The organism is Glutamicibacter sp., from assembly GCF_035257265.1.
Classification (GTDB): domain Bacteria; phylum Actinomycetota; class Actinomycetes; order Actinomycetales; family Micrococcaceae; genus Glutamicibacter.
The window spans coordinates 246,256-271,858 of record NZ_DATEXC010000050.1 but is presented as its reverse complement, the minus strand read 5'-3'; the positions used below and the strand labels follow the sequence as shown (position 1 = coordinate 271,858).

22 protein-coding genes are annotated in these 25,603 nt (G+C 55.3%); 5 read left to right on the top strand and 17 right to left on the bottom strand.

Annotated elements, in window-relative coordinates; all coding sequences use genetic code 11:
• Positions 1 to 71 precede the first annotated feature (71 nt).
• The 6 genes from VJ369_RS14125 to VJ369_RS14100 all read right to left on the bottom strand — a co-directional run bounded on the left by VJ369_RS14125 (position 72) and on the right by VJ369_RS14100 (position 6,602).
• The gene (locus VJ369_RS14125; protein WP_324092706.1) at positions 72 to 1,436 is read right to left on the bottom strand and encodes an MFS transporter; all 1,365 of its coding nucleotides are present in this window, start codon (positions 1,434 to 1,436) and stop codon (positions 72 to 74) included.
• Positions 1,437 to 1,759: 323 nt separating this feature from the next.
• On the bottom strand, positions 1,760 to 2,236 hold the full coding sequence (locus tag VJ369_RS14120; protein WP_324092705.1) for a MaoC family dehydratase: 477 nt from the start codon (positions 2,234 to 2,236) through the stop codon (positions 1,760 to 1,762).
• 26 nt (positions 2,237 to 2,262) lie between these two features.
• Entirely contained in the window at positions 2,263 to 3,129 is an 867-nt protein-coding gene (locus tag VJ369_RS14115; RefSeq protein WP_324092704.1) for a CoA ester lyase, read from the bottom strand.
• Positions 3,126 to 4,874: an acetyl-CoA carboxylase biotin carboxylase subunit gene (locus tag VJ369_RS14110; RefSeq protein WP_324092703.1), complete on the bottom strand. Its 1,749-nt coding sequence runs from the start codon at positions 4,872 to 4,874 to the stop codon at positions 3,126 to 3,128. The genes VJ369_RS14115 and VJ369_RS14110 overlap by 4 nt, the downstream gene beginning before the upstream one ends.
• A gap of 26 nt (positions 4,875 to 4,900) precedes the next feature.
• On the bottom strand, positions 4,901 to 5,767 hold the full coding sequence (locus tag VJ369_RS14105; protein WP_324092702.1) for a fumarylacetoacetate hydrolase family protein: 867 nt from the start codon (positions 5,765 to 5,767) through the stop codon (positions 4,901 to 4,903).
• A 205-nt stretch (positions 5,768 to 5,972) separates the two neighbouring features.
• Entirely contained in the window at positions 5,973 to 6,602 is a 630-nt protein-coding gene (locus tag VJ369_RS14100; RefSeq protein ID WP_324092701.1) for a TetR/AcrR family transcriptional regulator, read from the bottom strand.
• A gap of 148 nt (positions 6,603 to 6,750) precedes the next feature.
• Here VJ369_RS14100 and VJ369_RS14095 point away from each other — a divergent pair, with 148 nt between their 5' ends.
• The 3 genes from VJ369_RS14095 to VJ369_RS14085 are packed head-to-tail and all read left to right on the top strand — an operon-like array spanning position 6,751 to position 9,712.
• Positions 6,751 to 7,857: an alkene reductase gene (locus tag VJ369_RS14095; RefSeq protein ID WP_324092700.1), complete on the top strand. Its 1,107-nt coding sequence runs from the start codon at positions 6,751 to 6,753 to the stop codon at positions 7,855 to 7,857.
• Positions 7,858 to 7,901: 44 nt separating this feature from the next.
• A complete protein-coding gene (locus VJ369_RS14090) occupies positions 7,902 to 8,660 on the top strand; it encodes an SDR family NAD(P)-dependent oxidoreductase (RefSeq protein ID WP_324092699.1) in 759 nt (252 codons plus the stop codon).
• Positions 8,661 to 8,665: 5 nt separating this feature from the next.
• Positions 8,666 to 9,712, top strand: a complete 1,047-nt coding sequence (locus VJ369_RS14085; protein WP_324092698.1) for an MBL fold metallo-hydrolase — start codon at positions 8,666 to 8,668, stop codon at positions 9,710 to 9,712.
• A 108-nt stretch (positions 9,713 to 9,820) separates the two neighbouring features.
• Here the strand turns inward: VJ369_RS14085 and VJ369_RS14080 are convergent, their stop codons facing one another.
• From VJ369_RS14080 to VJ369_RS14030, 11 genes are all read right to left on the bottom strand, one after another.
• Positions 9,821 to 10,507 carry an EthD domain-containing protein gene (locus VJ369_RS14080; protein ID WP_324092697.1) on the bottom strand — a complete coding sequence of 229 codons (687 nt, stop codon included), beginning with the start codon at positions 10,505 to 10,507 and terminating at the stop codon, positions 9,821 to 9,823.
• A gap of 18 nt (positions 10,508 to 10,525) precedes the next feature.
• On the bottom strand, positions 10,526 to 12,061 hold the full coding sequence (locus VJ369_RS14075) for a class I adenylate-forming enzyme family protein (protein ID WP_324092696.1): 1,536 nt from the start codon (positions 12,059 to 12,061) through the stop codon (positions 10,526 to 10,528).
• A gap of 238 nt (positions 12,062 to 12,299) precedes the next feature.
• Positions 12,300 to 13,334, bottom strand: a complete 1,035-nt coding sequence (locus VJ369_RS14070; protein ID WP_324092695.1) for an ABC transporter permease — start codon at positions 13,332 to 13,334, stop codon at positions 12,300 to 12,302.
• 2 nt (positions 13,335 to 13,336) lie between these two features.
• Positions 13,337 to 15,868 (bottom strand): ATP-binding cassette domain-containing protein, encoded by a 2,532-nt coding sequence (locus tag VJ369_RS14065; protein ID WP_324092694.1) that lies wholly within the window; start codon positions 15,866 to 15,868, stop codon positions 13,337 to 13,339.
• Positions 15,865 to 16,959 (bottom strand): substrate-binding domain-containing protein, encoded by a 1,095-nt coding sequence (locus tag VJ369_RS14060; RefSeq protein ID WP_324092693.1) that lies wholly within the window; start codon positions 16,957 to 16,959, stop codon positions 15,865 to 15,867. Before VJ369_RS14060 ends, VJ369_RS14065 begins: the two co-directional genes overlap by 4 nt.
• Before the next feature lie 79 nt (positions 16,960 to 17,038).
• Complete coding sequence (locus tag VJ369_RS14055; protein ID WP_324092692.1) at positions 17,039 to 17,809, bottom strand: SDR family oxidoreductase; 771 nt, start codon at positions 17,807 to 17,809, stop codon at positions 17,039 to 17,041.
• A 217-nt stretch (positions 17,810 to 18,026) separates the two neighbouring features.
• Positions 18,027 to 19,466 (bottom strand): aldehyde dehydrogenase family protein, encoded by a 1,440-nt coding sequence (locus tag VJ369_RS14050; protein WP_324092691.1) that lies wholly within the window; start codon positions 19,464 to 19,466, stop codon positions 18,027 to 18,029.
• 18 nt (positions 19,467 to 19,484) lie between these two features.
• On the bottom strand, positions 19,485 to 20,540 hold the full coding sequence (locus VJ369_RS14045) for a zinc-dependent alcohol dehydrogenase family protein (protein ID WP_324092690.1): 1,056 nt from the start codon (positions 20,538 to 20,540) through the stop codon (positions 19,485 to 19,487).
• 90 nt (positions 20,541 to 20,630) lie between these two features.
• The gene (locus tag VJ369_RS14040; protein WP_324092689.1) at positions 20,631 to 21,608 is read right to left on the bottom strand and encodes an AraC family transcriptional regulator; all 978 of its coding nucleotides are present in this window, start codon (positions 21,606 to 21,608) and stop codon (positions 20,631 to 20,633) included.
• Between the two features lie 208 nt (positions 21,609 to 21,816).
• Complete coding sequence (locus VJ369_RS14035; protein ID WP_324092688.1) at positions 21,817 to 22,137, bottom strand: EthD family reductase; 321 nt, start codon at positions 22,135 to 22,137, stop codon at positions 21,817 to 21,819.
• 12 nt (positions 22,138 to 22,149) lie between these two features.
• Positions 22,150 to 23,715 (bottom strand): acyl-CoA carboxylase subunit beta, encoded by a 1,566-nt coding sequence (locus VJ369_RS14030; protein ID WP_324092687.1) that lies wholly within the window; start codon positions 23,713 to 23,715, stop codon positions 22,150 to 22,152.
• A gap of 127 nt (positions 23,716 to 23,842) precedes the next feature.
• On the opposite strand from VJ369_RS14030, the gene VJ369_RS14025 reads away from it, so the two are divergent.
• A complete protein-coding gene (locus tag VJ369_RS14025) occupies positions 23,843 to 24,337 on the top strand; it encodes a MaoC/PaaZ C-terminal domain-containing protein (protein WP_324092686.1) in 495 nt (164 codons plus the stop codon).
• Positions 24,338 to 24,341: 4 nt separating this feature from the next.
• Entirely contained in the window at positions 24,342 to 25,535 is a 1,194-nt protein-coding gene (locus VJ369_RS14020; RefSeq protein ID WP_324092685.1) for an acyl-CoA dehydrogenase family protein, read from the top strand.
• Positions 25,536 to 25,603 lie beyond the last annotated feature (68 nt).

Below are 25,603 nucleotides of genomic sequence, written 5' to 3'. Positions count from 1 at the left end.
CGGGAATCACGGTTCGTGATTCCCGGCCATAGCTATGTATTCCGAATGATTAGCTGCCTAACTGGGTCAGGCTAGTTCACCTCATGCAGCTGCTGCTTGAACCGCTCTGGCAGTGTCAGCGTAGCGATCATTGACAGCGCCACAATCGACAGGGCGATGGTCGTCAACGCTACGGTGCCGTTCTCGGTGTTCTGGAAGATCCAGGCCGCAATGAACGGAATCGGAGCACCGAAGATCAACCCGCCGAAGGTCATGCCCAGAGCCGAACCGGTGTAGCGCATGCTCGTTGGCAGCGACTCAGCGAAGAACGCGGCCTGGGTTCCGGCATTGATTTGGATCCCGCACAATGCCACGGCAATGATCGCGGTGGTGGCTACCAAGTTCATTGAGTTCATAATGGGGAACAATGTTGCCGCAGCGATGGCCTGGAGTACCAACCCGAGCAGGAAGGTCTTCTTGCGCCCAATCCGGTCGCTGGCCCATCCACCAAAGATTGCCGCAGGGATGGAGATGACATTTGCGATGAGGAGAATCCCGAAAGTGACCGAATTGTCGTAGCCCAGAATCGAGGTCAGGTAGTTCACCGCGTAGGTCACGCAGATCCAGAACAGTGCGGCCATGGCCGCACAAGCACCGATCAACCGGATAACCGTCAGCGGACGCTTGACTAGGACTGCCAAAGCACGTTCCTGCGGGATTGCTTCCGCAGCCGCCTTACGCTGATTTTCTTTGAAGGCAGGAGTTTCTTCTAGGCGGCGTCGAATAAAGACACCTACAACTAGTAGGAAGACGCCCATGAGGAACGGGATTCGCCAGCCCCATGAGTTGAAGGCTTCTTCGGAGAGGAATAGTGCCAAACCGGTGAGGGTCAGGGACGCAAAGCTCTGCGCAAGAGGTGAACCAGTGGCTAAGAATCCACCATAAAGGCCGCGCCGGCCATGCGGGGCATGCTCAACCACCAGAACTTGAGCACCGGTAGATTCTCCGCCGAGTGCGAAGCCCTGCAAGAAGCGCAGGATTACTAATAACAGCGGCGCGACGAACCCAATGGTCGCGTAGGTTGGCAGCAGACCAATGGCTACCGATGAAATGCCCATCAGGACCAAAGTGATCATCAGGACGTCTCGACGACCGATTCGGTCACCGAGCGTACCGAAGATGATTCCGCCCAATGGTCGAGCGACCATGCCAGCACCGAAGGTGGCGAACGATGCCAACACAGCGGTGTTGGCATCAAAACCTGGGAAGAATAGTATTGGGAATACGGTGGCCGACAGTGTTCCGTAGACGGCGAAGTCAAACCACTCTAAGGCGGTACCAAAGGTGCCACTGACGACGGCGCGGCGCGAGGTCTTGGGATCAAAGACGATTTCGTCATTTACTTCCGCGCCGGGAACGGTGTCGTTCGGTTGGGCTGGGTTCACCACATTGGACATGGTTTCTAACTCCTTGAAGTTCGGGAATACCTGATCTCGTCATGTTGATGACAGCGCTTCTGCCACCATCGATACAAGTTGTGAACCCGCCACTTGCGGTTGGTCCTTCTCAGATACGATGTGCCGTTTAACGAACGAGCGTTCGTACGACTAAATCTAGTGTGACAGATATCTCAGGATTTTCAATAGTTTTTCGGCAAAATTTTCAGACTTTAAAAATCTACGAAAGGCACGCTTGACCTATACTTTTAGGCGCGACAAGACGCACATTCCCGATTGGGAATGTGCGTCTTGCGTTGGAGTTCAGACTCCCGCGTAAGGTGCTAGTTGGTGGCTTCCTGCAGTTCAGCGCCTTCACGACGCTTCATCAAAGCAGTGCGGCGAACCACGCAGACCAATTCGTCTCGCTGGTTGTAGCCACGGTGTTCAATGCCGACTAGTCCGGTATCCGGCCGGGACTTGGAGACCCTGGTATCCAGTGCCTCGGTTTCGACGCGCAAGGTGTCGCCAATAAACACCGGCTTGGGGAACTCGATGTCACGGAAACCAAGATTTCCCAAGGTGGTTCCCAAGGTGGTTTCCTGCACCGGAACACCGGTGACTACACCGAGGGTAAAGACGCTATTGACGATCTGCTGTCCGTAGATCGAGTCCTTGGAGAACTCCGCATCCAGATGCAATGGCTGCACATTCATAGTCAGCGTAGTGAACAGCAAGTTGTCGGTCTCGGTCACCGTGCGGGTGACCGCGTGGCGAATGACGTCTCCAATAACAAAATCTTCAAAATACATTCCAGCCATGGCTAGTTCCTTTCAAAATCCAATATTTAGAGGCTTGCGAACGCGAGAGCTTCTCGCGCGTGGTTGGCGTGCGCCAAGTCGATATGATCTCCGCGATACATGACGGCACCGTGTCCTTGGCTTTGGCCTTCTTCAAAGGCGTCCACCAGGCCTGTGTAGTAATCCCGAATGGTGTCGGTCAGCCCGTATTCCTCGTTGGCCACCGCGGCGTGGGAAGGGTGGATGATGACCTGGCCGCTGTAACCGAGACCGCTGTTGTCCTCGGCAAAAGTGCGCATCCCCTCCAGGTTGTGCACCTCTTGCCACAGACCTAACACGATCGTGCGAATTCCGGCGGCGCGAGCCGCAACCACCACCTTGCTGCGCAGATACAAAGTTTCCAGACCCTGCGCGGTCCAACGGAAACCGACTTCACGGGAGACATCAGCGTCTTTCGCAGCCGCGGCCATCACGCCGCCAACCCGTGGGCCAGCAAGGATCTCGTCCACCTTGGAAATGGATGCTGCAGTTTCAAGGGATGGAACCAGTTCCACGGTGTTGCGGGCGATTGAGTGGTCCAGCTCTGCCGCGGTCACCAGAGCATCAAAGCGCACCACGTCATCTCGGGAGAACAGCTTGGGCAACAGGAACGCGGTCAGGTTCTGGTGGGTCACCGCGGCAATATCCTTGCCGAAGTGGACGGTATCCAATGCGTTGGGACGCACCAGAATTCCCTTGGAGCCATCGTGAGCCGCTAGGGCTTCCACCGCGTTGCTCCGAGCGAGAGCCTTGTCGGCTTCGGGAACCGAATCTTCCAGGTCAATAATGATTGCATCTGCGGCCGAATTCAGGGCTTTGTCGATCCAAGTGCGCTTGTGGCCTGGGACGAAGAGCAGTGAACGGTATGGTTTCACGCCGCCACCCCCGCGGTGACCTGAGTCAGCACGGTCTTGGCAGCCATGGAATCGCCAACCTGAACCTCGAAGTCGCCAACGATTCCATCAAATGGAGCCTTGAGCGGATTTTCCATCTTCATGGCTTCCAATACGAAGAGCACCTCACCCTTGGACACCTGGGCGCCAGGTTCTACGTTGATTTTCACGATGGTACCCTGCATTGGAGTCTTGATCGAGCCATCGCTGACTACGGCACGTTTTGCCCCGCCTGCCTTGCGGCCGGATCCAGCCTGAGCAGATCCGGGATCCTGAGCCACGGCCGCGCCGTAGCCGCCACCGCCAGTACCGTAATCGCTGAAGGTTGGGATAATGAAGTAGCGTCCGCCGAACTCAACGTTGGAGCGGTCCGCTTCCTCTTCTTCTTCGAAGCTGACCGAGTTTTCCAGCCACAGGGTGGAGAATTCGACGTTGCGGAAGTCCTCGTGGGAGAGCACCTTGATAGACGCTGGTGCAGTGGTCTCGATACCATCGACTTTCAACTCGCGCAGTGCGCCGAGCAACCGCTCGATGGCAACTTCACGGGTTGGACCGTAAGCAATGAGTTTTCCGACCAGCGAATCATAAAATGGAATGACCGTGTCACCGCTGGCATATCCACCATCAAAGCGCAGACCTTCACCCGTCGGAATAACCAGGTTGTCGATCTTTCCCGGGGCTGGGAGGAATAATCCGCCGGCAACGTCTTCGGCGTTGATGCGTGCTTCGATGGCCACGCCGGTGGCAACCAGATTTCCTTCGATGGAAAGCGGCTCACCGAAAGCCACACGAATCTGTTCTGAGATCAGGTCAACCTGATGAACCATCTCGGTGACCGGGTGTTCCACCTGAATGCGGGTATTCATTTCAAGGAAATAGAACTTGTCGTCTTCCACCATGAATTCCACGGTGCCGGCGCCCACATACCCGACGTGCTTAGCTAGTCGCACCGAGGCTTCACCCATTGCCTGCCGCATCTGGCTGGACAGTCCCGGAGCCGGGGATTCTTCGATGAGTTTCTGGTGACGACGCTGCACGGAGCAGTCGCGGTCACCGACGTAGACGGTGTTGCCGTGCTTGTCGGCGAAGACCTGCACCTCTACGTGGCGGGCACGCGTCAGATAACGCTCCAGGTAAACTTCACCGTTGCCGAATGCCGCAGTGGCCTCGCGCACCGCTGAGTCGAATGCCTCGCGGGCCTCGGACAGCGAGTTGATTCGGCGCATTCCACGTCCGCCGCCACCGGCGGAGGCCTTCACCAATACCGGGTAACCGTGCTGCTCGCCGAAGGCTTCAACGTCATCGGCAGAGTTAATGGGTCCGTCAGAGCCCGGCGCCAGTGGCACCTGCGCGTCGACAGCCACCTTGCGTGCCGCAATTTTTCCGCCCATGGTGCGGATTGCCTCGGCAGTTGGCCCGATGAATGCCAGTCCGGCAGCCTGGACCGCCTCGGCGAATTCGGCATTCTCCGAGAGAAAACCGTAACCCGGGTGGATTGCTTGGGCACCGGAGTCCAGTGCGGCTTTGATGACTGCCTGGATGTTCAAATAGTTATCTGCCGCCGGGCCATCGCCGAGGTTGACCGCTTGGTCGGCAACTCGTACATGCATTGAGTGCGTGTCTGCTTCCGAGTGGATTACGACAGACGTGATACCCAACAGTTTGCAGCTACGCGCGATTCGGGTAGCAATTTCGCCACGGTTGGCGATCAATACTTTGCTGAACATGATTCTCCTAAGTTGTCATCTCTGCTTTAGCGAGTAGCGCAGGTGTTGGTGCAGGTACCGATCGAGGTGATCGAGGTGGTTACGGTGCTGCCTTCGGTCAAGAATTCTTTGGGGCTGCGTCCGTCGCCTACGCCTCCCGGGGTTCCAGTGAGGATGATGTCTCCGGCACGAAGCGTGGTGATCTGGGAAATGTAACGGACTAATTCGGTGGGGTCGAAGACTAAATCCGCGGTTTGCGAGGATTGCTTGGTCTTTCCATCAATTACGCAATCCAGTTGCAGATCCGGGTTTAGCCCCAGCTCATCGACGGTGACTACATAGGGGCCCAACGGGGTGGTGTCATCAAAAGTTTTACCCTGAAGCCATTGCGGGGTGAAGCGCTGGAAGTCGCGTGCGGAAATATCGTTGGCCACCGTATATCCTGCGATTGCGGCCGCCGCTTCGTCACTGCTCGCCCGGGACACGGTACTTCCGAGAACGATGGTCAGTTCCGCTTCCCAGTCCACAGCCTCCGATCCGGGAGGGAGGATGATCGGATCGTTTGCTCCGATCAGCGCGTCCGGGTACTTGGCGAACAAGGTGGGGCGCTCGGGCAGCTCGCGTCCCATTTCCAGGATGTGTTCGCGGTAGTTCAACCCGACACACACAATTTTTCCCGGGGCTGGAACGACAGGAGCAAAATCTGCGGACTCGGCACTAAGCCGCGCGGTCTCTTCTCCGTCAACGAGTTCTGGCGAACCTGCCTGAAGCCAGGCACCCACGTCCGAGAATGGGTAGAGCAATAGCTCCCCTTCGGATTCACGAGCAAGCGTGTTCCCCTGCGCCGTGCGAATGGTTGCCAGCTTCATATCGATAATCCCGTTCTCTAGATCGGCCAGGCGCACAGACTGCATCCGGTCCGTTATCTGCGCGTTTCTTCATTGAGATTACGATAACACGAACGAGCGTTCGTACGCCATTGTTTTTGAGGTATTTCTTTTACCGCCTTTAACTACCTGCGCTCAGCACAACGGGGAACGGGTTATTGGGGCATAAAGTACCAATGCGCCGCAATATCTGCGGCGCATTGGTGTGGAGGAAATTCAGTTATGCACAGGGCTACTGCGAGACCGCGGCGCCAAGTGCGCGCACATCCGCATCAACCACATTGAGTTCACGCAGTGCCAGACGCGTATAAATCCGCACAATTTCACTCAATTCCAAGCGTCCGCCTGGCCGATACCAGCCAGCTACGTGGGTTGCCTGAGCCACGAAGCTATAGACGTGAATCTTTGAATCGATCACCTCGGCCAGACCTGCCTCCCCCGCTTCATCAACCAAGGCGGCAAGGAATAGCTCATACTCGGCGCGTTTTTTCACCACATCGTCACGGGCAGCCTCCGGCAGTGAGCGCAACTCCGCGTTACCGATAAATACCTGTTGGGCACGTTCGGCATGGAAGGTAATATGCCCGGCAAGCGCGGCCTGAAGCCGGTCGACCGGATCCCCTGAAGTCACCGCGGCGACACTGGCCTGCACGCGTTCGAGCAATTCATCGATCACGCTGCCCATGATTTGCTGCAGCAGATCTTCCTTGCTGGTGATGTGGTTATAAAGGCTTCCAACCTTCAAGCCAGCAGCTGATGCTACTTGGCGAAGCGTTGTCGCGTCATACCCTCGCTCGAAGAAGAGTTTCGCAGCTTCATCCCTGATTACCTGAGCACTGTTGCGCTCTGTCGTCCCAGCCATTTTCTCGCCCCTGAATATAGATTTGTTCCAGCTTAACGAATCTTTGTTGAATTTCCAGAGTCCGGTAAACCGTTGACAACAAAACACAACTCCGTAAGACTCAGAATAGCGTACAAACGTTCGTAAGTAACTAGAAGGATTGCCGACCATGTCTGATTCTCGTCTTTTCCACCCGGTTCGCCTCGGAGATCGGCACATCGAAAATCGCATCGTACTACCTCCACTGACGCGCAGCCGCGCCACCTCGGACGGCTCGGCCACCGAGTTGATGCGTGAATATTATGCTCAACGTTCGGGTGCAGGCTTGATCATTGCCGAGGGCACCGTCGTCACCCCGCAAGCCAGCGCCTATGCCAACGTTCCCGGTTTATTCACCGATGAGCAGATCAACGCGTGGCGTCCGGTAGTCGAGGCCAGTAATCGCGAAGGCAACGCGGTGTACTGCCAGTTATGGCATGTAGGACGCCAGTCCCATTCGAGTGTACAACCAGACGGTTTACCACCCCAGGCCCCATCCCCGGTAGCTATCAAGGGATTTTCCTACCGCACCCCCGAGGGACGCATCCCCTATGAAACACCCCGAGAATTAACGACCGAACAGATCAAAGAGATCGTGCAAGCGTTTGGAACCGCTGCAGCGAATGCCGCCAAGGCCGGCTTTGACGGGGTGGAGCTGCACGGTGCCAACGGATACCTCATAGAGCAATTCCTGGATGACGGAATCAATTTCCGAACCGATGAATACGGCGGTTCACTGGAAAATCGCATGCGCTTCCTCTTCGAGGTTTTGGACGCGGTCACCGAACAGCTACCAGCCAACAAGGTCGGCATTCGTTTCTCACCATCCTCGGACTGGATGGATGCTATCGATTCAGATAAGCGCACCCTGTTCTCCACCGTGATTCGCCGGCTTAACAGCTATTCCTTGGCCTATCTCCACTTGGTAGAGCCGGGCATCGCCGGGGCAACCAATGCCGCAAAATCCGATAACTCAATTCCCACCAAGGAACTTGCCGCACACTTCGATGGCACCGTCATCGTCACCGGTGGGCATGACAAAGAGTCGGCCGAAGAACTCATTAAATCCGGTGTCGCAGACTTGGTCGGCTTTGGCCGTCTGTTCATATCCAACCCAGACCTTCCCGAACGGTTCCGGCTTAACGCGCCATTAGCCGAGCTCAACTCTCATGGTCTCTATGGCGGCACAGAGCGCGGCTACACAGATTACCCGCGCTTGGATTCCCGCACCCTATAGGACTTTGCCAACCTTCCACTTTATTATTCAAAGGACGAAAACCCATGGTCAATAAATCACTCAATGTCTTAGTCACCGGCGCCGGCGGGGGCATGTGCAAGGGCATCAACGCACGACTCGCAGCACAAGGCCACCACGTCATCTGCGTGGACCTAGATTTAGAACGCAGCCAGGCTGCCGCACAAGAAGTTATTTCCAACGGTGGCACGGCCACAGCCTTCGCCGCTGATGTCACCGATGAATCTGCGATTTCGGCTCTGCGCCAGGAAATCGAACGCACGATTGGCCAAGTCCAGGTGCTGGTGAATGCGGCGGGCATCCTAGACCGCAAATATCTGGCGGACAGCGATGGTGATTCCTTCCGGCGGGCCATCGACATCAACCTGGTCGGACCGTTTTTGTTGATCAAGGAATTCGCCGGACCAATGACAGCAAACGGCTGGGGCCGTATCGTCAATATTGCCTCCATCGCCGGGACTACCGGGTACCCATATCCCAGCTACGCGGCGTCAAAGGCCGGCTTGGCCAACTTGACTCGTTCATTGTTGGAAGACTTCTGGGGAACCGGGATCACCGTCAACAATATCTGCCCCGGAGTAGTTGATACGCCTATGGTCATCGATGAAGTCCGCGCGCAGGTGCGCCGGCGCGTACCAACGCAAAACATCATTCAGCCTGAGGAAATCGGAGCAATGGTTAACTTCCTCATCTCGGATGACGCGCGGAACATCAACGGTACGGACATGCTGATCGATGGTGGGGCAACTAAGCTCTTCTCATTATTCAATAATCACGAAGGCTAGAGATCATGGGTAGTAGTCGAATCGAAATCACCGGCGTCGCGCAAAAGCAGGCGTGGATAGACAAGGTGCTTCCACCGATTGAAGAAGTACGCCCAGGCCTATTCAGCATCCCCGTGGTTTTCCCGGAAAACCCTATGCGATACACGCTCTGTTACGCCCTGATCAATGACCAGCAGTGCATAATTATCGATCCCGGGTTTGATAGCGATGAGGGCCAGGCGCAAATTGCGGCGGCGCTACGCCGAGCTGATATTGGGATGACCGAAATTACGGGCATCATCGCCACCCATTTCCACCATGACCATCTAGGCATGGCGGCTCGTCTCGCGAAAGCTTCCGGGGCTTGGATTGCCTTGGGCGAAGACGAGCGGCGCTACATCACCGACTTCACGGATGCTGAGGCGGAGGTGCAAGCCGACCGCGAACGCATGGGGGTCTGGGGAGTTCCCTACGACCGTCGTGCCGAAGGTGCAATGAGCATCGAAGGGTTGATGCTGATGAAGAATCTAGCTGACCCCGATCTCAGGCTCCAGGACGATCAGATTCTGGACGTCGCAGGACGAAAACTTAGGATCGCGGCAACTCCGGGACACACCCCCGGCCATATCTGCCTCTGGAACGATTCCGAAAGCCTTGTCCTCGCTGGAGACCACGTGCTGCCACGGATTTCCCCGAATGTTTCCTTAGAGATCCGCGGAGACACCGACCCTCTGCGCAAAAACATTCAATCGCTGAGGCGTATTGCGCAGAATAATCACTACGAGGTCGCGCCTGCTCACGAATACCGTTTCCGCGGGGTGGCAGATCGTGCCGATGACCTGCGTGAACACATTCAGTCGCGTTCGGACGAGGTGCTGCGGGTCTTGGAAGCTGGTGCTCCGTCAGTGCACGAGGTAGCGCGCAAGCTAACCTGGTCACGAGGCTGGGATTCCTTAGGGCGTCTCCAGTTCCGTCTCGCACTCAGCGAAACCGCGGCGCATATCCAGTATTTGGTGACTTCTGGAATTCATCAAGGAGTTCCAGGCCTTCCTGGCGCACACGCAAAGATCTAATAAGCCATCGTTTAGTTGCAATGGCAATAACGAGTTGTGGCCCTCTCAAAATTTGAGAGGGCCACAACTCGTTATTCTTCGTTCGGTGTCGATTTCGCTACCCAGGAATTAGGACGCAAGCTCCGGCGCAACGATGATCTCTTCACTACCCAGATAAAGGTGGGCATTGGCCACGTGGCTCAGCGCGCCTAGGGCACTGCGTACCTGAGGCAACGCCTCCTGCGCGTCCTCTAGAGAGGTGAATCCAAAGGCCAAAGCCACCTGCGGAATCCGAGGCTCATGGCGTAGTGCTTGCCGAATCAGCAAATCTTCCGCTGATTCCAGCTCATTGATGTTTATCCCCAGATGGCGGTGAAGGGATGCGCTCAATGACTCGGCCCACGCATGCACGGCATCCGAATTGTCCGTGTTTTCTGACCAATGCCCCAGCACCCAGAGCTTGTACGGCCAAGGCTCGTGCGGCTCCGCCGAGTGCACCGGACCGCCGGTCAACCCCGCGAGGAATCGCTGCTCATCAATGATCAGCCGGTCCGCAACATCCGAATCGCTGGCCGCGGAGACAACATCTGGTTCGTGGAACCATAACTCCACGATGCCGTCTATGCGAAACGGCTCCGTTGCCGACTCAGGAGACTCCGCTAAGTGCACGTGATTTTGCAGGTAGCAGGCAACACCGGGCAAGTCCCTGGCAATGTCAGCGTGCGTGGTCCGCCAATGCGAACTGAAATCTGCAAAATCAAGATCGTGTTTTTTCTCTAGATAGGTGATCCGCTTGAGCACATCAGCCCTTTCCATAACGTTGAGTCCTTTGCTTTAGCTGACCCAGCCGAGATTCGCTTTGAGTTGTGCTTTGACCAATTTTCCTGCTGCGGAACGAGGCAGTTCCTCCGCGGTGACAAAAACGATCTGTTTCGGAATTTTGTACCCTGCTAGCTGGCCTCGAAGGTGCTGGGTCAATTCCGCATAACCGGCACCGGCTCCATCCCGCAGCACAACAACTGCTCGGACTTCTTCATCCCATTTGGGATCAGGAACGCCAACTACTACTGCTTCGAGAACTGCCGGATGCAAGTACAAGGCCTGTTCGATTTCTGCCGAGTACACGTTTTCACCACCGGTTTTAATCATTTCTTTGAGCCGGTCGCGGAAGAACATAAATCCTCGTTCGTCCTTTACCGCGAGGTCTCCGGTGTGCAGCCACCCGCCACGGAAAGCATCCGCAGTAGCGTCGGGGCGGCCATAGTAGCCGGTCATCAGCGATGGGCCCTTGACACAGATTTCGCCGAGTTCTCCCGTGGGCACTTCGTTGCCGTCTAAGTCCTGCAGCTGGACCTCCGACAGCAAATATTCGGCTCCGATGGACCCATCAACCGCTGGGTCATACATATCTTCAGGTAATAGCCGGGTCACCATCGGTCCTGCTTCGGTCAGGCCGTAGCGGTAGAACAGATCTGCATTGGGCAGCTTGCTGGCAAAGAGGTCTTTATCCGGCATTCGCAATAGACCGGCACCGGTGTGAATGGCCCGCATGCTCTTGTTGAATCCGGGTGTTTCAAAAACACCGCTCTGACTCAGTCTGCGCATCATATTCGGGATGAGGAAGGTATTAGTGACACTCTCTCGTTCAACAAGGTCGACAATCAGTTCGTCATTAAACTTCTCGGCTATGACGCTCGTAGAACCCGAAATGAAGTGTGGCACAAGCCAGCAGAGCAAAGCAGCCGAGTGGAAGAACGGGGTGAGGATCAGACCTCGCTCGTTTGGCCGGGAACCCATTTGGCAGTCATACATTTCATTGATCGCGTTGGCTCCCGCCGCCCGGTGCGAAATAACCACACCCTTGGGGGTTCCAGTACTTCCACCGGTGTAAATGATGCACAGAGGGCTCTCTAAACTTGTAGGGTCTTCAAAAACTCCAGTCCCCACGCGCAGTGCATCAATACGAGAGCCTTCGACTACAAGTTTGGGCAGCACTTCCTCGGTTCGGCTGAGGATCTCTAATGCTTCCAACGCCTTCTGCTCAAACTGTGCTTCGACCAAAATGACGGCGGCTCCGGTTTCCTTAATTCCGTTAGCCAGCTCTTGGGTGGCCCAGCGCCAGTTATAGGCAACGTAGCAACCTCCGGACGTGGCAACACCGAAGAACATCTCGGCGTTGAAAAGGGTATTTGATCCCAGGACACCGACGTTTGTTCCAGCTTCAACGCCTAGGCCTTGAAGCCCTCGCGCTAACTGCCAGGTTCTTTCACCGAGCTCCGCATAGGTCAGCCGACCGTCGTAGCTCACGAGAGCCTCGCGCGTTGGGTACCTACGGGAATTTATCCGAACCCAATCTCCAATGGTGCGCAATGTCTTCTCCTAGCTTTTGGCCAATCGTTCAACCACGAGTGTGGGTTCAGATCAGAATATGAACAAGCGTTCGTTTGTTAATGACTTTAGTGTCTATTTCAGTGTGATGCAAGACAATTTCGATCATTACGTTTCAGTAAAAGTGCACGGGAAAATGGAGACCAGCGCGAGGAGCTCCCGGTCATCTGATCCCCAATTCCGCGCAGTAGTTGGGCCATCCACTTATGGCGCTCAAATGTCAGGCAGCTGCCTTGGATTTCGCTGATTTCTTGCGTTTGTTTTTGCCCCCGCGGACAGCACCGAGGATTGCCGCTACGGAAATCGCAATCGCTTGAATCAGCATCTGTGTAGCAGTAGGTGCACCCAGTGTAAGCACTAACTGAATCAGTTGAGACATAAAGAGTGCAGCGATAGCGGTGCCAATAATGGTTCCGCGCCCGCCCGTCAGCGGGGTTCCCCCGACGATGACGACAGCGATCACCGACATCAGGTACGAGTTGCCTGCCGAGGCGGTGACATTCTGCAGATAGCCGGCAAGGAAAATCCCCGCTACGCCATAACATACTGCAGCCAGCACGTAGGCGAGCACTACGTTCCGCTCTACTTTAATTCCATTAGTGATCGCGGTAGCAGGGTTAGCACCCGAAAGGACGAATTGCCGTCCGAATACGGTCTTGCTTGCAACGACTGCCAGGATGATCACTAGGAGGATACTAAGCCACAACAGAGTTGGGGCCCCGAGGATCTTGAATGAGACAAAATTGCTCAACCCATCCGGAGTTGCCGCAGTTGACCCTCCGGTGTAGAGCAATACGACACCAACCAACACGGCATTGATAGCCAGCGTTGCGACCAGCGGGGTAATCATCAGCCGGGTGACCAGCAAACTGTTCACCCAGCCGACCACAGCACACACCAATAGAACGATGACCACCATCAGGAGTGTAGGAATCTGATGTTTGACTGGCCCGGCGGCAACCAATACTGCTGCCAAGGAGATAGTGCCTCCGACAGACAGATCGATGCCTCGTTGCTGCACAACTAAGGTCTGGCCGACCGCTGCAACTGCCAAAATAGCCGCGAACGGCAACATCGCCGAAAGCGAAATAGGGCTCATGGTGCGCGGAGAAATCAGTGCACTGATAATCACTAGCGCGATAGTTGACACAAGAATCGGAAAATACGCTGGCATTTTGAACGGAGCTTTGCCAATCGCCGGCCTCTGTTGAGATGGAGAAGTAGCCAAAACACCCTCTGGGAATTCGGTAGCCATTATTATCGCGCCTCAACTTTCGCCATTTGCCGACTTCTGGAATACCCGGCAACGGCGATAATCGTCAGTCCTCCGAGAAGAAACTGCTGCCATGCCGAGTCCAACCCCACAAATGTGGTGACAGACATCGCTGTCTGAATGAGTAAGGCACCTAGGAAGGCGCCAAGGAAAGTACCGCGTCCACCCAGCAGGCTTGCGCCGCCAATCACCGCGGCACTAATGGACGAGAGGGTGTAAGTGGTGCCTGCCGAAGGATCTCCGGAGCCAAGCTGAACCATCAACGTAACGGCACCCAGCGAAGCCAATAATGCGGCACCAACATAAACAAACAGCCTCGTAAGCCGCGGAGTCAGTCCGTTTACCTGTGCGAGTGCGGAATCAGAACCGGCGGCGCGCAATGCGATGCCACCACGGGTACGGCTGATCCACCATGAGAGGATGATCGCAACCAGCGTAGCCAGAATAAACAACAACGGAATGGGACCTATAGCAGCACCCAATGGCTGGGTAATTCCTCGGCTGATGGTGCCGCCTGGCACTGGACGCAGGATCAAGGCGATCGCTTGCAGTGCCATATAGGTTACCAACGTAGCAATCATCGGATGGATCCCGCCGACGTCGCTGAGCATCCAGTTGACCACGCCCAAGACTACCGGCATTAGAAGCAACAGCGCCCAACCAAGCAACTGCATTCCCCCGCTCGTGCCATCGACCAAGAAGAAAGAAAGCACCACTACAGCCAGCCCCATATAGGGCCCCACCGAAAGATCTATTCCACCAACCAACAGCACCAGATTTTGAGCTAAGGAAGCAAAGATCAACGTTGTTGACATCATCAATAGCGTCGAGATGCTTCGTTCGCTCAGAAATAGTGGATTCACCAGTTGAGCGACTAGACCTAAGGCAATCAGCGCAATGCCGACCAAGACAACGGGAGCCATGTCCCCCGCCAGCCAGGCACTGATTCGGTGTTCGCCGCGGTTTACCTTTTCGCGAACACTCGTTGCTTTAAGCGCTGCATCGGTGATCGCGTCCTCGCGGACTTCTGCGCCGGAAAGTTCCTTGACGACGCTCCCGCGAGAAAAAACCAGAACCCGGTCACAGAGCCCCTCGAGTTCTTTCGCATCAGAGGAAAGGACTATCACCGCCATTCCTGTTTCTGCTGCACGAGCGCGAATCAGTGAGTAAATTTCGCTTCGAGCACCAACATCCACACCTTGAGTTGGCTCATCAAGCAAGAGCACTTGTGGGTTGGAAGCGAAAGCTCCGGCGAGCACCGCCTTCTGTTGATTTCCACCCGATAACGCCGCAATATCCGTTTCTAGGTGAGGAGTCCTCACATTGAACTTCTCTGCCATCTGACGGACCACGCCCGCCTCAGACCGAGCAGAAACAAAGCCTCCCACCGCGAAATGCGGAAGTACGCGAGAAGCAATGTTCTCTCGAATGCCCAGTCCGGCAAAGATTCCTTCCCTATGGCGATCAGGGGCAACATAGGCAATGCCACTGCTGGCGGCTGCAGCAGAGGACCGCAAGGAAGCACCCTTGCCGTCGACGAGGACCTCCCCCGTGCATTTGCCTATTCCGGCGAGCGCACGTAGGAATTCACGCTGCCCGTTGCCATCGATCCCAGCAAGACCGAGGATTTCACCGGCCGCCACCTGCGCCTCAACGCCGGAGAATTGTGCGCCCCGTAAGCCCTGGACAGCCAGTCGTGTCACTGAACTATCAAGACGTTCTGGCTTAGGTGGAAAGGTCGCTTCCAGCACCCTCCCCACGATCAGGTCTACGATGTCCTGCTCGTTCAAATCCTCTGCCTGATGAGTGCCCTTGGATTCACCATTACGCAGCACCGAGATTCGATGCGAAATCTCTTTAACCTCAGAAATACGATGTGAAATGTAGATGACGGACGCGCCTTCATCAACAATGCGACGAATATGTTGAAACAATATGCGCACGTCTGCGGCCGCTAGGTGCTCCGTTGGTTCATCAAGAACCAATACCTTTGGCTTCGAAGCGAAGGCACGGCAGATCTCCACGATAAATCGTTGCTCTGGTAGTAGTTGCTCTACTCGCAGCGCTGGATCAAGTTTGAAGTTTGGGTCCCAACGCGACAGAATTTCGCGAGCCCATGCGCCAAGACGAGATATGCTCGGGCGCATCAGTTGTGGTGTGCCCAAGTACAAGTTCTCCGCGACCGTCAGATCGGGAAGCAGTGCGGGCTCTTGCCTGACCATTGCCAGTCCAAGACTGCGGGCAGTATCAGGATCAAAGGGAACCAACGATTGCCCGGCAATTTCAACATTTCCCTGATCGGGTTTCACCGCACCTGAAACTACGCCCATTAAGGTGGACTTGCCGGCACCGTTCTCACCAACGATACCGTGGACTTCTCCCGCGAAGGCCTCAAGTTCAACGTTATTCAAGGCGACAACACCGGGATAGGTTTTGGTGACATTGCTAGCCTTTAGCACCGTGCCGAGCAAGATCTCCCCGGTTTCGGGACTCATCGTATGCGCTCCGGTACTCATTTGAAGATCGCTTTCAATTCTTCAACACTCAATGACGAGGTCAGGTCTACGTCTGCAGGCAGACTTGGTTCACACTTCGGGTTCTTACCAGCAGTTGTATCGATAATGGTCGGGATACGCACTACCGATGGCTCCGGGTTTTCGAGTCCTTGCGCGGCTGCTACGGCTTTGCGTAAGGCGATGCGACCGAAAGTCGTAGTTTCTTCAAGGCCTAGGAAGTCGTAGTTCTCTTCCTTCCACTGGCAACCGTTTGCGTTGCCCGTCGCGTTCGTTGCGATGGCAGGCAGTTCGAGTCCGGCTTCTTTATAGGCATCAATAACACCGGTGTCTGGCAGGCCAAAGTCTGTAATGAAGGCGTCAATGCGACCATGCTGCGCCAGTAGGCCAGACACCACTCGCTTTTTCTGACCCGCTTCCCAGTTGGTATCGATCACGGAGTCGGAAACCAGCTTCAGGTCGGGATAATCGACCATTGCTTTCTTCACTCCGTCAAAGAACTGAGCACTGGATGCTGCGCCAGGTGTGCCGCCAAGGAACCCGACGGTGCCCTTACCGATCGTCTTGTCCAGCCACTGCACCCAATCTCGACCGGACGCATCGGTATCTTCGAGCACTGCATCGGCATAATCGACGCCTACGTTGCCTCCAGCGTTAGAAATGAGCGTGACAACTCCGACTCCTGCATCATGTGCTGCACGCAATGACGGCAATTGGGCTTGCCCAAATTCTGGCTGCACAACGATCGCTTTCACACCTTGCGCTACCAAGCCATTGATGTCTGAGATCGCTTGTTGCTGATTGCCCTGGGCATCGGTGAACAGTACCTCGGTGATGTTCTCGCATTTGGCCGCCTCCTGACGCATCTCGGCAAGGGTGATACGCGTCCACGAGTTATTGCTCCCCTTGGCGTAGGCGACCTTCATTGGCTCGTCCGGGCAAAAATCTTCCATATTTCCGGTACCGAATTCGGTGGCGCCATCAAGGCTCGCTTGAGGAGCGGCGCTAGTCTCGGCAGTGCTGGCACAGCCGGTGGCGACAAGAGCCAGGCCTGCAACGGCGACTGCTGCAGCGAGCTTACGTAGATTTTTCATTTTCTTCTCCATTGAATTATTGGGTGCTGTGGTGGCAATGCTTCTCCGTGAGCTCGGCGCTCAGGCTCTGGACCACGAACTAGCTGAGGAAGCCACCGTCGATAACGAATGTTGTACCGGTAATTGAGCGTGATGCGTCGGAACCTAAGAAGAGCGCACCTTCGGCGATCTCCTGCGGGGTGTTGTATCTTCCTAGCGGAATGCCTTCAGCGATGCTTTGCGCGGCGGCTTTAGCATCTTTTAGGCCGGTAGCCTGTGTAGCAATCCCATCTTGGAGAGCCGTCTGGGTGGGCCCCGGGTTGATCGTGTTAACACGAATCTTCCGCGGGGCTAGCTCCTTGCACGCGGTGCGCATCAAGCCGATTTGTGCGTGTTTCGCTGCGACATATGGTGCCGTATTTTCATAGCCGGCCAGCCCGGCAGTACTTGAGGTGATCACAATACTTCCACCATCAGCGAGCTTCGGCGCGCCGTGCTTAAGCGTGTGAAATGCACCCATTACATGCACATCCAAAACTTTTCGGAATGACTCAGAGTCTCGCTCAATGATCGGTTTCACCTCGCAGCCGATACCGGCATTAGCGAAGATGAAGTCATAGCCGTCGAGCTTTGTTGCTCCCTGTTCAATTGCCATGCAAAGTGCTGCTTCATCTGTCACATCCGCCAGCGATGTGCTCACTCGATCTGTGCCCAACATGGTGGCCACCGAGTTGAGCTCGTGCGCGTTAAGCCCAATGATGTGAACCTGTGCGCCTTCGGCGACAAAAAGCTCCACGGCAGCTCGCCCGATGCCGGTTTCTCCGCCGGTGACGAGTACTTTCTTATCTTGCAGACGTAGCATTATGGACATACTTCCTCAGTTTCAGCACATGTGACTGTGATCACTTTTCCTCTTAGCTATTACAGTAGATTCGCCTATCGGCGAGATCCTCCGAATTCGTGCCACACGCTCTTCGAGTTGGTGACATCGTGGAGAAAGGCACTTTTGAAAATGGCAAAGCGCCACCGCAATTCTCGTCCCGACCGAGATATGCGACAGCGCTTTGCAGTTTGTGGGCCAGATTGGCCTACGCGGTTGGCATGATTCCGCGTAAGACGATGCTCTTAATCTGGGTCATTTCTTCCAGGGTGTAATGGAATCCTTCACGTCCGATACCGCTCTTTTTATAGCCGCCAAAGGCACTGAGATCCGGTCGATAGCAGTTGCCACCATTGATCGAGACCATGCCAGTCTGCATCTTCAACGCGACATCAAACGCTTTAGTGACGTTGGCACTAAAGACCGCGCCACCAAGTCCATAAGACGAGGCATTCGCAAGGCTTACGGCCTCGTCAGTTCCCGAGAATTTCAGCACCGCGAAAACAGGTCCGAAAATTTCTTCGTCTCGGGCAATTCCTACATTTTCATCAATTTCCAGAATTGTTGGCTCCATAATGGCCCCCTTTCGGGCTCCACCCAAGCGCAGCTTCGCTCCCTCAGAAATCGCCTGTTTCACCTGCTGCTCGACGCCCTGTGCCGCTCGTTCGTTGATCAATGGCCCAACCTCGGTCTGCGGATCAGTAGGATCCCCCAGCTTCTTCCCTTCGACCGCGGAAACAAGCTTGTCCATGAACTGGTCGAAGACCGCTTCGGCCACCATGATTCGTTTGGTCGCAACACAGACTTGGCCGTTGCCGTATAGCCGGCCCATCGCCGCTTGCGCCACTGCAAGATCTACATCCGCATCCTCGCACACAATAAATGCGTCATTGCCACTGAGCTCAAGGAATGCGCGGACCGAATTCCGAGCGGCAGCCTCGCCGATTGCGGTTCCAACCGCGCTGCTACCGGTAAAGCTCACCGCATCGATTCGGTCGCTGGAAGACAGTGGAGCACCCACTTCGGCGCCCCTGCCCGTGAGCACCTGGAGGGTAGCGCCTGGGACTCCCGCCTGATGCAACAGTTCAGTCAACCGGATACAGGTTAGCGAATCGTCCTCGGGCGGCTTGACGATTACCGCGTTGCCTCCGGCCAGTGCTGCCCCGACCTTCTGTGCATAGAGTTCAACGGGGAAGTTGAAGGCGAGTATCGCAGCCACCACTCCCAGTGGCTCCCGACGAGTCACCATGAGGTCGCCTTCTAGACCCGGTTGCACGTCCAAGGGGATTGCCTCGCCGAATAGCCGCTTGGTTTCTTCGGCATAGCCAGTGAAAATCCTCAGCGCCGTGTCGATTTCATTTCGTGAATGTCCAAGCACCTTGCCGCTCTCGCCGGCGAGCAAGACGGTGAGTTCTTCAATTTCCGCGTTGACCAACCCGACAAAGTCCAACAAGATTTGGGACCGACGGTGTGCAGGTACTGCTGCCCATTGGCTTGCCCCTATTCGGCTCGCTGCCAAGGCGGTTTCAACGTCCTGTGCATTGCCAGCAGGGATTGTATCGATCAGTTCTCCGGTAACAACATTGAGAACATCAATGGTCTTACCCGATGCCGAATCTGATTTTTGTCCATTAATTATCATCTGCATGATGTCATTGCTCCTTTTCTACCAGCGGTTCAGTACTGATACGCCAGCACCGCGGTACTCACCCATGGACATCAAAACGTCGCCAGCTTCTTCGATGCCTACGCGGTTGGTAATCAGCTCTCCCGGATTCAACGTTCCACTTTCAACCATGCGCATCATGTCTGGGTACCGACCTACAGGCATATTTGCCGACCCAATAATCCGCAGCTCCTGCAGAACAATGCTGTCGATGGGTAGCGGGATCATTCCGGCTTCAGCGTTGGAGGTCATACCGACCTGTAGCATTCGCCCTCGCTTACGCAACGAATTCACAGCGGCCTGGCAAGTAGCCGCGATACCCAAGGCATCTACGGCAACGTGGACGCCACCGCTAGTTAGTTCGCGGATCTGTTCCACAACGTCGCCATCCTTGGCATTAACCGTCGCCACTGCTCCAAGGCCTTTGGCTAGCGCAAGCGCTTCTTCATTGATATCCACCGCAATCACCTGGGCGCCTGAAGCCGCCGCGATATGGATTGCCGACAGGCCGACACCGCCGCAACCATGCACCGATACCCATTCGCCGGGCCTGACGGCAACCTGGTCGACTACACCGTGGAAGGCAGTCATGAAACGGCAGCCTAATCCGGCTGCGGCTTCAAAACTTACGTTCTCCGGCAGACGGATCAGGTTACGGTCGCCGTCTGGAACGTTGACGTATCGACCGTAGCCGCCCCAGTAGTTGGTGCCCGCGAAGGTGACGTGTTCGCACACGTTCTGTTGCCCGTTGAGGCAGTATTCGCATACTCCGTCGCCATGAGCGTGCGGAACAAGAACCCTGTCCCCTACCTTGTATCGATTAACATCGGAACCAACAGCCTCGATGACTCCGGCAAATTCATGTCCCATAATGTGTGGCAGTTCGAGCTTCAGCCCGATCCAGTCCCAGTCACCCATCCATAGGTGCCAGTCGCTGCGACAGATCCCATTTGCCTCGACTCGAACGATAACATCACGCGTGCTGCCCAGCGCTGGGTCCGGCATTTCAAGAACCTCTAGGTTTTTCTTGAATTCCGTGAGAACTAGAGCTTTCATTTCCGACCTTTCAAACATGTGACTGTGATCACTTCTGATCTCTTGTGTTCACACTATGGGGCTCAATGAAGCGCTAGTTTCGGTTTGGTGTCAGCTTCTCTCCAATACAGTGCCAACTGTTGTAAACCGACGGCGGTACGCACCGGGAGAGACTCCAAATTTTTCGCGAAAACGCGCATAAAAAGTTGATGCGGACGAATATCCGACAGTTCTGCCCACTCCTTCAAGGGTCAGGGACATGGCCGGGTGCGCCAAGGACTTCGCTGCGGTCGACAGCCGGACTTCCTGGAGTATCGCCGAGAAGCTCTGTTGGGTTTCATCAAACGCGCGGAAAAGTGTACGCCTAGAAACACACAGCTCACGGGCTAAAGCATCAGCAGTGAACTCCGAATCCCAATAGCGTTCCCTAATGATTCGTTCGGCAGCACTCACGAGAAGCGACGTATTTGATTCATCTATACGCGTGCCTACCGCGAGCCCCGCAATGGAGGCTATGGCTTCGAGTGCTGGGGTATACATGGTATTCAACAGACCATCGCTGGAGACCTGAGCCTGGCTAAAAGCCGCACCGAGAAATGCAAGCCATGGCATGGCTTGAGGATTTGCAGGTAACGACATTCCGCGGTGATCCCGCCTGATACCCAGTGCTTGAAGTTTTCCGAGAAACGCTTCGGAGGGCATGTGAATCACCATCTGGCCATATCCCTCACTACAACGCACTTCGTAAGGTGTATCCAAATCTAGAAATGCCACTGTACCCGGTGACAGCACCGCTTCATTGGACGCCTGCCGGGCAATACTCGTTCCCCGAAACTGCCACAGCATGATGGTGGTTCCCTCGGTTCCGAGCGATACATCCCTTTTGGTCCGCGAGGCTGTCAGCGCGGTACTTGTGAAACGGCATGCTCTGAGTTCGCCGAATGCTGAGGTGGCCATCACGCCGGAAAAGTCTCGCTCGCTGTCATCTTGAAAAGACAGGTGCGTGTGAACGTTATTCACCGCGTTCCCCCAGCCCTCCAACGAATTCTTATGCAACCTACCTTGGTTCAGCTCGGGAGCTTGGACCATGACCATAACATTCCTCCTGATCGGGAATCGGATAATGAAATAGCGTCGCTTCGCACGTTGGAAGCGCGGGCTTGGCCTACCGAGAAAGAATAGTTCAGCTCGCGGGGGTGCGAACTATGTGCATGATTATGACGGGCCAGCCATAAAACGATGTGTGTACCGATAACCAGAAAACACCCGGCAGCCGCCGGATGTTTTCTGGTGATTTTCAGTTACTACTTAGCGGTATTTCAACTTCCTCAGCGATGAACCATTGAACGTTTTCAAGGAAACCGTTCTCGTGGTCAAAGAGCGCCTCAGCCTCGGGTCCTGCGTAAGCAACCTTCACATCTTGCACCGAATCAAACCACAGTTCAGCCATACCGCTAAAGGGCCACTGTTTGCGGTGCTCTATTGCTGGATTTTGTCGATAACGACGAATCCCGGGAAGCTTGCGCACGTAGGCAGGATGCTCGATATTCCAGCCATGCAGGAATTGTTCTCGAGTTAGTCCTTCTTTTGCCTGGACGATAGCTACAATCTTGATCATCTAACCAACCTCCTAGGCTGGAGTTACTGCTTGACGGCGTTGCACCGGTACGGTCTTCCGCTTTGAATACAGACCCAGACGGCGGGTTAGATCATCACGTAGGTCGTTGGCTGGCACTACCGCTTCGACCGCGTTGGCGTTCGCAATCTTGAACACATCGATGCCCTCGGCGTATTCGGCGTGCTTTTCGGCGATGAACGCACGACGTTCTTCCGGATCTTCGATTGCGTGGATCTGGTTGTAGTAGATGCCATTGACTGCTGCGTCTGGGCCCATTAGGGCTGGACGTGCGGTCGGTAAGGCGATCACTGCATCAGGGTTCATCGGAGCACCGGACATCGCCAAGTATCCGCCGCCGTAGGCCTTGCGCACCAGAACGGTGATGCGCGGAACACGGCATTCGGAGACTGCGAAGATCATCTTCGCGCCGTGACGAATGATGCCTTGGCGTTCTACTTCGGAACCAATCATGTAGCCGGCGATATCCACCAGGAAAACGATTGGAATGCCGTAGGCATTACAGATCCAGATGAAGCGAGCTGCCTTATCCGAAGAATCGGGGAAGATCGAGCCGCCCATATGTGTTGGCTGGTTGCCGACCAAGCCAACGGGACGCCCGTTGATCCGGGCGAAACCGGTAAGCATTTCCGGGGCGAATAATTCCTTGTACGGGAACCACGAGCCTTCATCCACCAAAGATTCAACGAATTCTTCCATGTCGAAAACTTCGGCTTCGCGCAATGGAACAATTTCTTCTAGCGTACGCCCCGGGCGTGGTTCGATGGCTGGGGCAATGGGAGCTGGGGTTTCCCAGTTTGCTGGCAGGAAGGAGAGCCATACACGAATAGAATTCAGTGCTTCTTCGTCATTTTCCACAAGCACGTCGCCCAGGCCGGAGACGGTGCAGTGCATTTCCGCGCCGCCCATTTCTTCGAGGGTGACCTTTTCGCCGGTGACCATTTCGGCCAGTCGAGGAGAGCCAAGGTATGCAGTTGCATGTCCGCGCACCATGATGGTCATGTCGCACAGTGCCGGCACATAGGCCGATCCTGCTGGCGATGGGCCGAACAGCGCACAGACCTGTGGAACTCGTCCCGAGATCTGTACCTGGTTGTAGAAGATGTTGCCCCAGGCATGGCGTCCGGCGAAGCTCTCAAACTGCTCATCAATTCGCGCACCAGCAGAATCAAAGAGATAAACAAGAGGAATACCGGCAGCCAATGCCTTGTCCTGTGCGTGAGTGATCTTCTCGAAAGTGCGATTGCCCCAAGTGCCAGCCTTGACCGAGTAATCATTGGCGATGACACAAACTTCGCGGCCATCTACCCGACCGAAAGCGATGACTACAGCGTCACCCGGTAGTCCATCTTCGTAGCGAGCCAGCAGACCGTCTTCAATGTAGTTCTCATCATCGAAAAGTAAACGCAGGCGGTCACGGACCAAAAGCTTGCCTGAATCCACAATCTTCTTGCGGGTCTTTTCCGAACCACCCAGACGGGCAGTTGCAAGCTTCTCTGTCAGTTGCTCATGTACCGTGGCTTCCGCCTTCGGTGCTTCAGCGATAGTCGCTTCACTCATTTCGCGCCTCCAATGCACTTTGTGATTACTACTAGTATACGAACGTGCGTTCGTTAGTCTAGTATGAAAGAGAAATAATTCATGTAATCATGAGAAAAAGATCGCGACCCCTAAGGATGGGATGGCAATGACAAGCGAACGCAATGAAGCAGCCGGCACCAGCACCGCTTCGCCCAAGGGGCGCCCTGATCACCACTGGGATGCACTGGTCGAAGGTGACCTCATCCATAGTGCAGGCATGACGATCACCGATGCCCATCTAGTGAATTGGGCAGGTCTCACCGGAGATCTTGTCTCGCTTCACTTAGATGAAACATATGCGGCAGAGACACAATTTGGTCAACGCATTGCACACGGTCCCCTGACCTTGTCACTGGCTCTAGGACTAATGACGCAGACCGGATACTTCAGCAATGTCATCGCGTGGCTAGGCTTGGATGCGGTACGGGCGCACAATCCCGTATTCATTGGCGACACTATCCATGTCGAAGCCCGAGTAGCCACTGCACGCGAATCCAAAAAGCCCGGGGTGGGTATTTGGAGCATTGAATACACGGTTCTCAAACAGGACGACACAGAAGTCATGACTTTCAACAGCAGCTTCATGATCAAGCGGAAGTAAGCCCATGATCCAGAACCAGCTCTCCAGCCATGCAACCGACTCGATCATGGAATCGGATGATTTAGCACAGCTTCGCAACAAGGTACGTGAACTCCTTGCCGACGTGGCCACACCGGAACGTCTGAATAAATTTGATGAAGAAGAAAAATACGATGTCGAGATGTACCGAGAAATTGGACGCGCCGGGCTCATTAGCCTAGGAGCGAATCTGAACGGAGAAGGCCCGTCGCATTCGGCGCAGTCAGTAGTACTTGAGGAACTTGGCGCGGGCCCCACATCCATTGGCGTGAGCATGGTGGTCCAGTACATGGGCATGCAATTGCTGCACTCCTACGCGAATCCCGAACAGCGACAGCAATTCCTCGCGCCGCTACATACTGGTGACGCCAAAATGTCCTTCGGGTTGAGCGAACCTGGTGGCGGCACGGATGTTGCCCGCGCCATGATGACCAATGCAACCAAACTCGAAGACGGAAGCTACTCAATCTCGGGTCAGAAAAAATGGATCGGCGGTGCCATGGATGCTGACTACATCATCCTCCTTGCCCGAACCACGCCAATCACTCGCTCGGCGATTGATGGCATCACCATGTTCCTCGTTCCTCGATCAACGCCGGGTATCCACACTGAGGAAATCGATACCATGGGCATACGTGGCTTGGCACAGTGCGATGTTTACCTTGAAGACGTTCGCGTCCCTGCGGCAAATATCCTCGGTGAAGCAGACAAGGGATTCCGCCAGGTACTGAGCACCCTTAATGGAGAGCGGCTCAATGGCGCCGCGGTAGCCCTGGGCATTGCTCGCGGCGCGTTGGATTGCGCGGTTTCCTGGGCGAAGAGCCGCGAAGCCTTCGGCCGCCAGATTGGCTCCTTCCAGGCGTTGCAACATTCCCTGGTGGACTGCAGCGTGAAAATTGAATCCGCACGTCTACTGCTGCAAAAAGCGGCGACAACTTCTGATGAAGGACCAGACACGAACCAAACGTGGTCAGCCATGGCTAAGCTGGCAGCATCCGATGCCGCAGCGGCAACAACAGATGCCGGGATGCGCGTCATGGCAGGATGGGGCTTCTCCCGGCAGCTTCCAATGCAGCGTTACTTCAGGGATGCACGGCTTTACACCTTCGCCCCATTGACCGATGAGATGATCCGAAACAACATCGGCGAAAAGCATCTGGGGCTGCCGCGGTCGTTCTAGAAGCAAGAAGTGCCGTGGCCTTGTACCCATTAATCCGGGTAACAAGGCCATAGCACTTTTATACGTCC

Bases quoted from the DNA above. Each gene is read 5' to 3' on its own strand.
- VJ369_RS14045 (WP_324092690.1), bottom strand. From the start codon at position 20,540: ATGAAAGCTCTAGTTCTCACGGAATTCAAGAAAAACCTAGAGGTTCTT.
- VJ369_RS14125 (WP_324092706.1), bottom strand. From the start codon at position 1,436: ATGTCCAATGTGGTGAACCCAGCCCAACCGAACGACACCGTTCCCGGC.
- VJ369_RS14080 (WP_324092697.1), bottom strand. From the start codon at position 10,507: ATGGAAAGGGCTGATGTGCTCAAGCGGATCACCTATCTAGAGAAAAAA.
- VJ369_RS14040 (WP_324092689.1), bottom strand. From the start codon at position 21,608: ATGGTCCAAGCTCCCGAGCTGAACCAAGGTAGGTTGCATAAGAATTCG.
- VJ369_RS14050 (WP_324092691.1), bottom strand. From the start codon at position 19,466: ATGCAGATGATAATTAATGGACAAAAATCAGATTCGGCATCGGGTAAG.
- VJ369_RS14070 (WP_324092695.1), bottom strand. From the start codon at position 13,334: ATGGCTACCGAATTCCCAGAGGGTGTTTTGGCTACTTCTCCATCTCAA.
- VJ369_RS14060 (WP_324092693.1), bottom strand. From the start codon at position 16,959: ATGAAAAATCTACGTAAGCTCGCTGCAGCAGTCGCCGTTGCAGGCCTG.
- VJ369_RS14095 (WP_324092700.1), top strand. From the start codon at position 6,751: ATGTCTGATTCTCGTCTTTTCCACCCGGTTCGCCTCGGAGATCGGCAC.
- VJ369_RS14090 (WP_324092699.1), top strand. From the start codon at position 7,902: ATGGTCAATAAATCACTCAATGTCTTAGTCACCGGCGCCGGCGGGGGC.
- VJ369_RS14120 (WP_324092705.1), bottom strand. From the start codon at position 2,236: ATGGCTGGAATGTATTTTGAAGATTTTGTTATTGGAGACGTCATTCGC.
- VJ369_RS14085 (WP_324092698.1), top strand. From the start codon at position 8,666: ATGGGTAGTAGTCGAATCGAAATCACCGGCGTCGCGCAAAAGCAGGCG.
- VJ369_RS14100 (WP_324092701.1), bottom strand. From the start codon at position 6,602: ATGGCTGGGACGACAGAGCGCAACAGTGCTCAGGTAATCAGGGATGAA.
- VJ369_RS14020 (WP_324092685.1), top strand. From the start codon at position 24,342: ATGATCCAGAACCAGCTCTCCAGCCATGCAACCGACTCGATCATGGAA.
- VJ369_RS14065 (WP_324092694.1), bottom strand. From the start codon at position 15,868: ATGAGTACCGGAGCGCATACGATGAGTCCCGAAACCGGGGAGATCTTG.
- VJ369_RS14105 (WP_324092702.1), bottom strand. From the start codon at position 5,767: ATGCAGTCTGTGCGCCTGGCCGATCTAGAGAACGGGATTATCGATATG.
- VJ369_RS14110 (WP_324092703.1), bottom strand. From the start codon at position 4,874: ATGTTCAGCAAAGTATTGATCGCCAACCGTGGCGAAATTGCTACCCGA.
- VJ369_RS14035 (WP_324092688.1), bottom strand. From the start codon at position 22,137: ATGATCAAGATTGTAGCTATCGTCCAGGCAAAAGAAGGACTAACTCGA.
- VJ369_RS14030 (WP_324092687.1), bottom strand. From the start codon at position 23,715: ATGAGTGAAGCGACTATCGCTGAAGCACCGAAGGCGGAAGCCACGGTA.
- VJ369_RS14025 (WP_324092686.1), top strand. From the start codon at position 23,843: ATGACAAGCGAACGCAATGAAGCAGCCGGCACCAGCACCGCTTCGCCC.
- VJ369_RS14055 (WP_324092692.1), bottom strand. From the start codon at position 17,809: ATGTCCATAATGCTACGTCTGCAAGATAAGAAAGTACTCGTCACCGGC.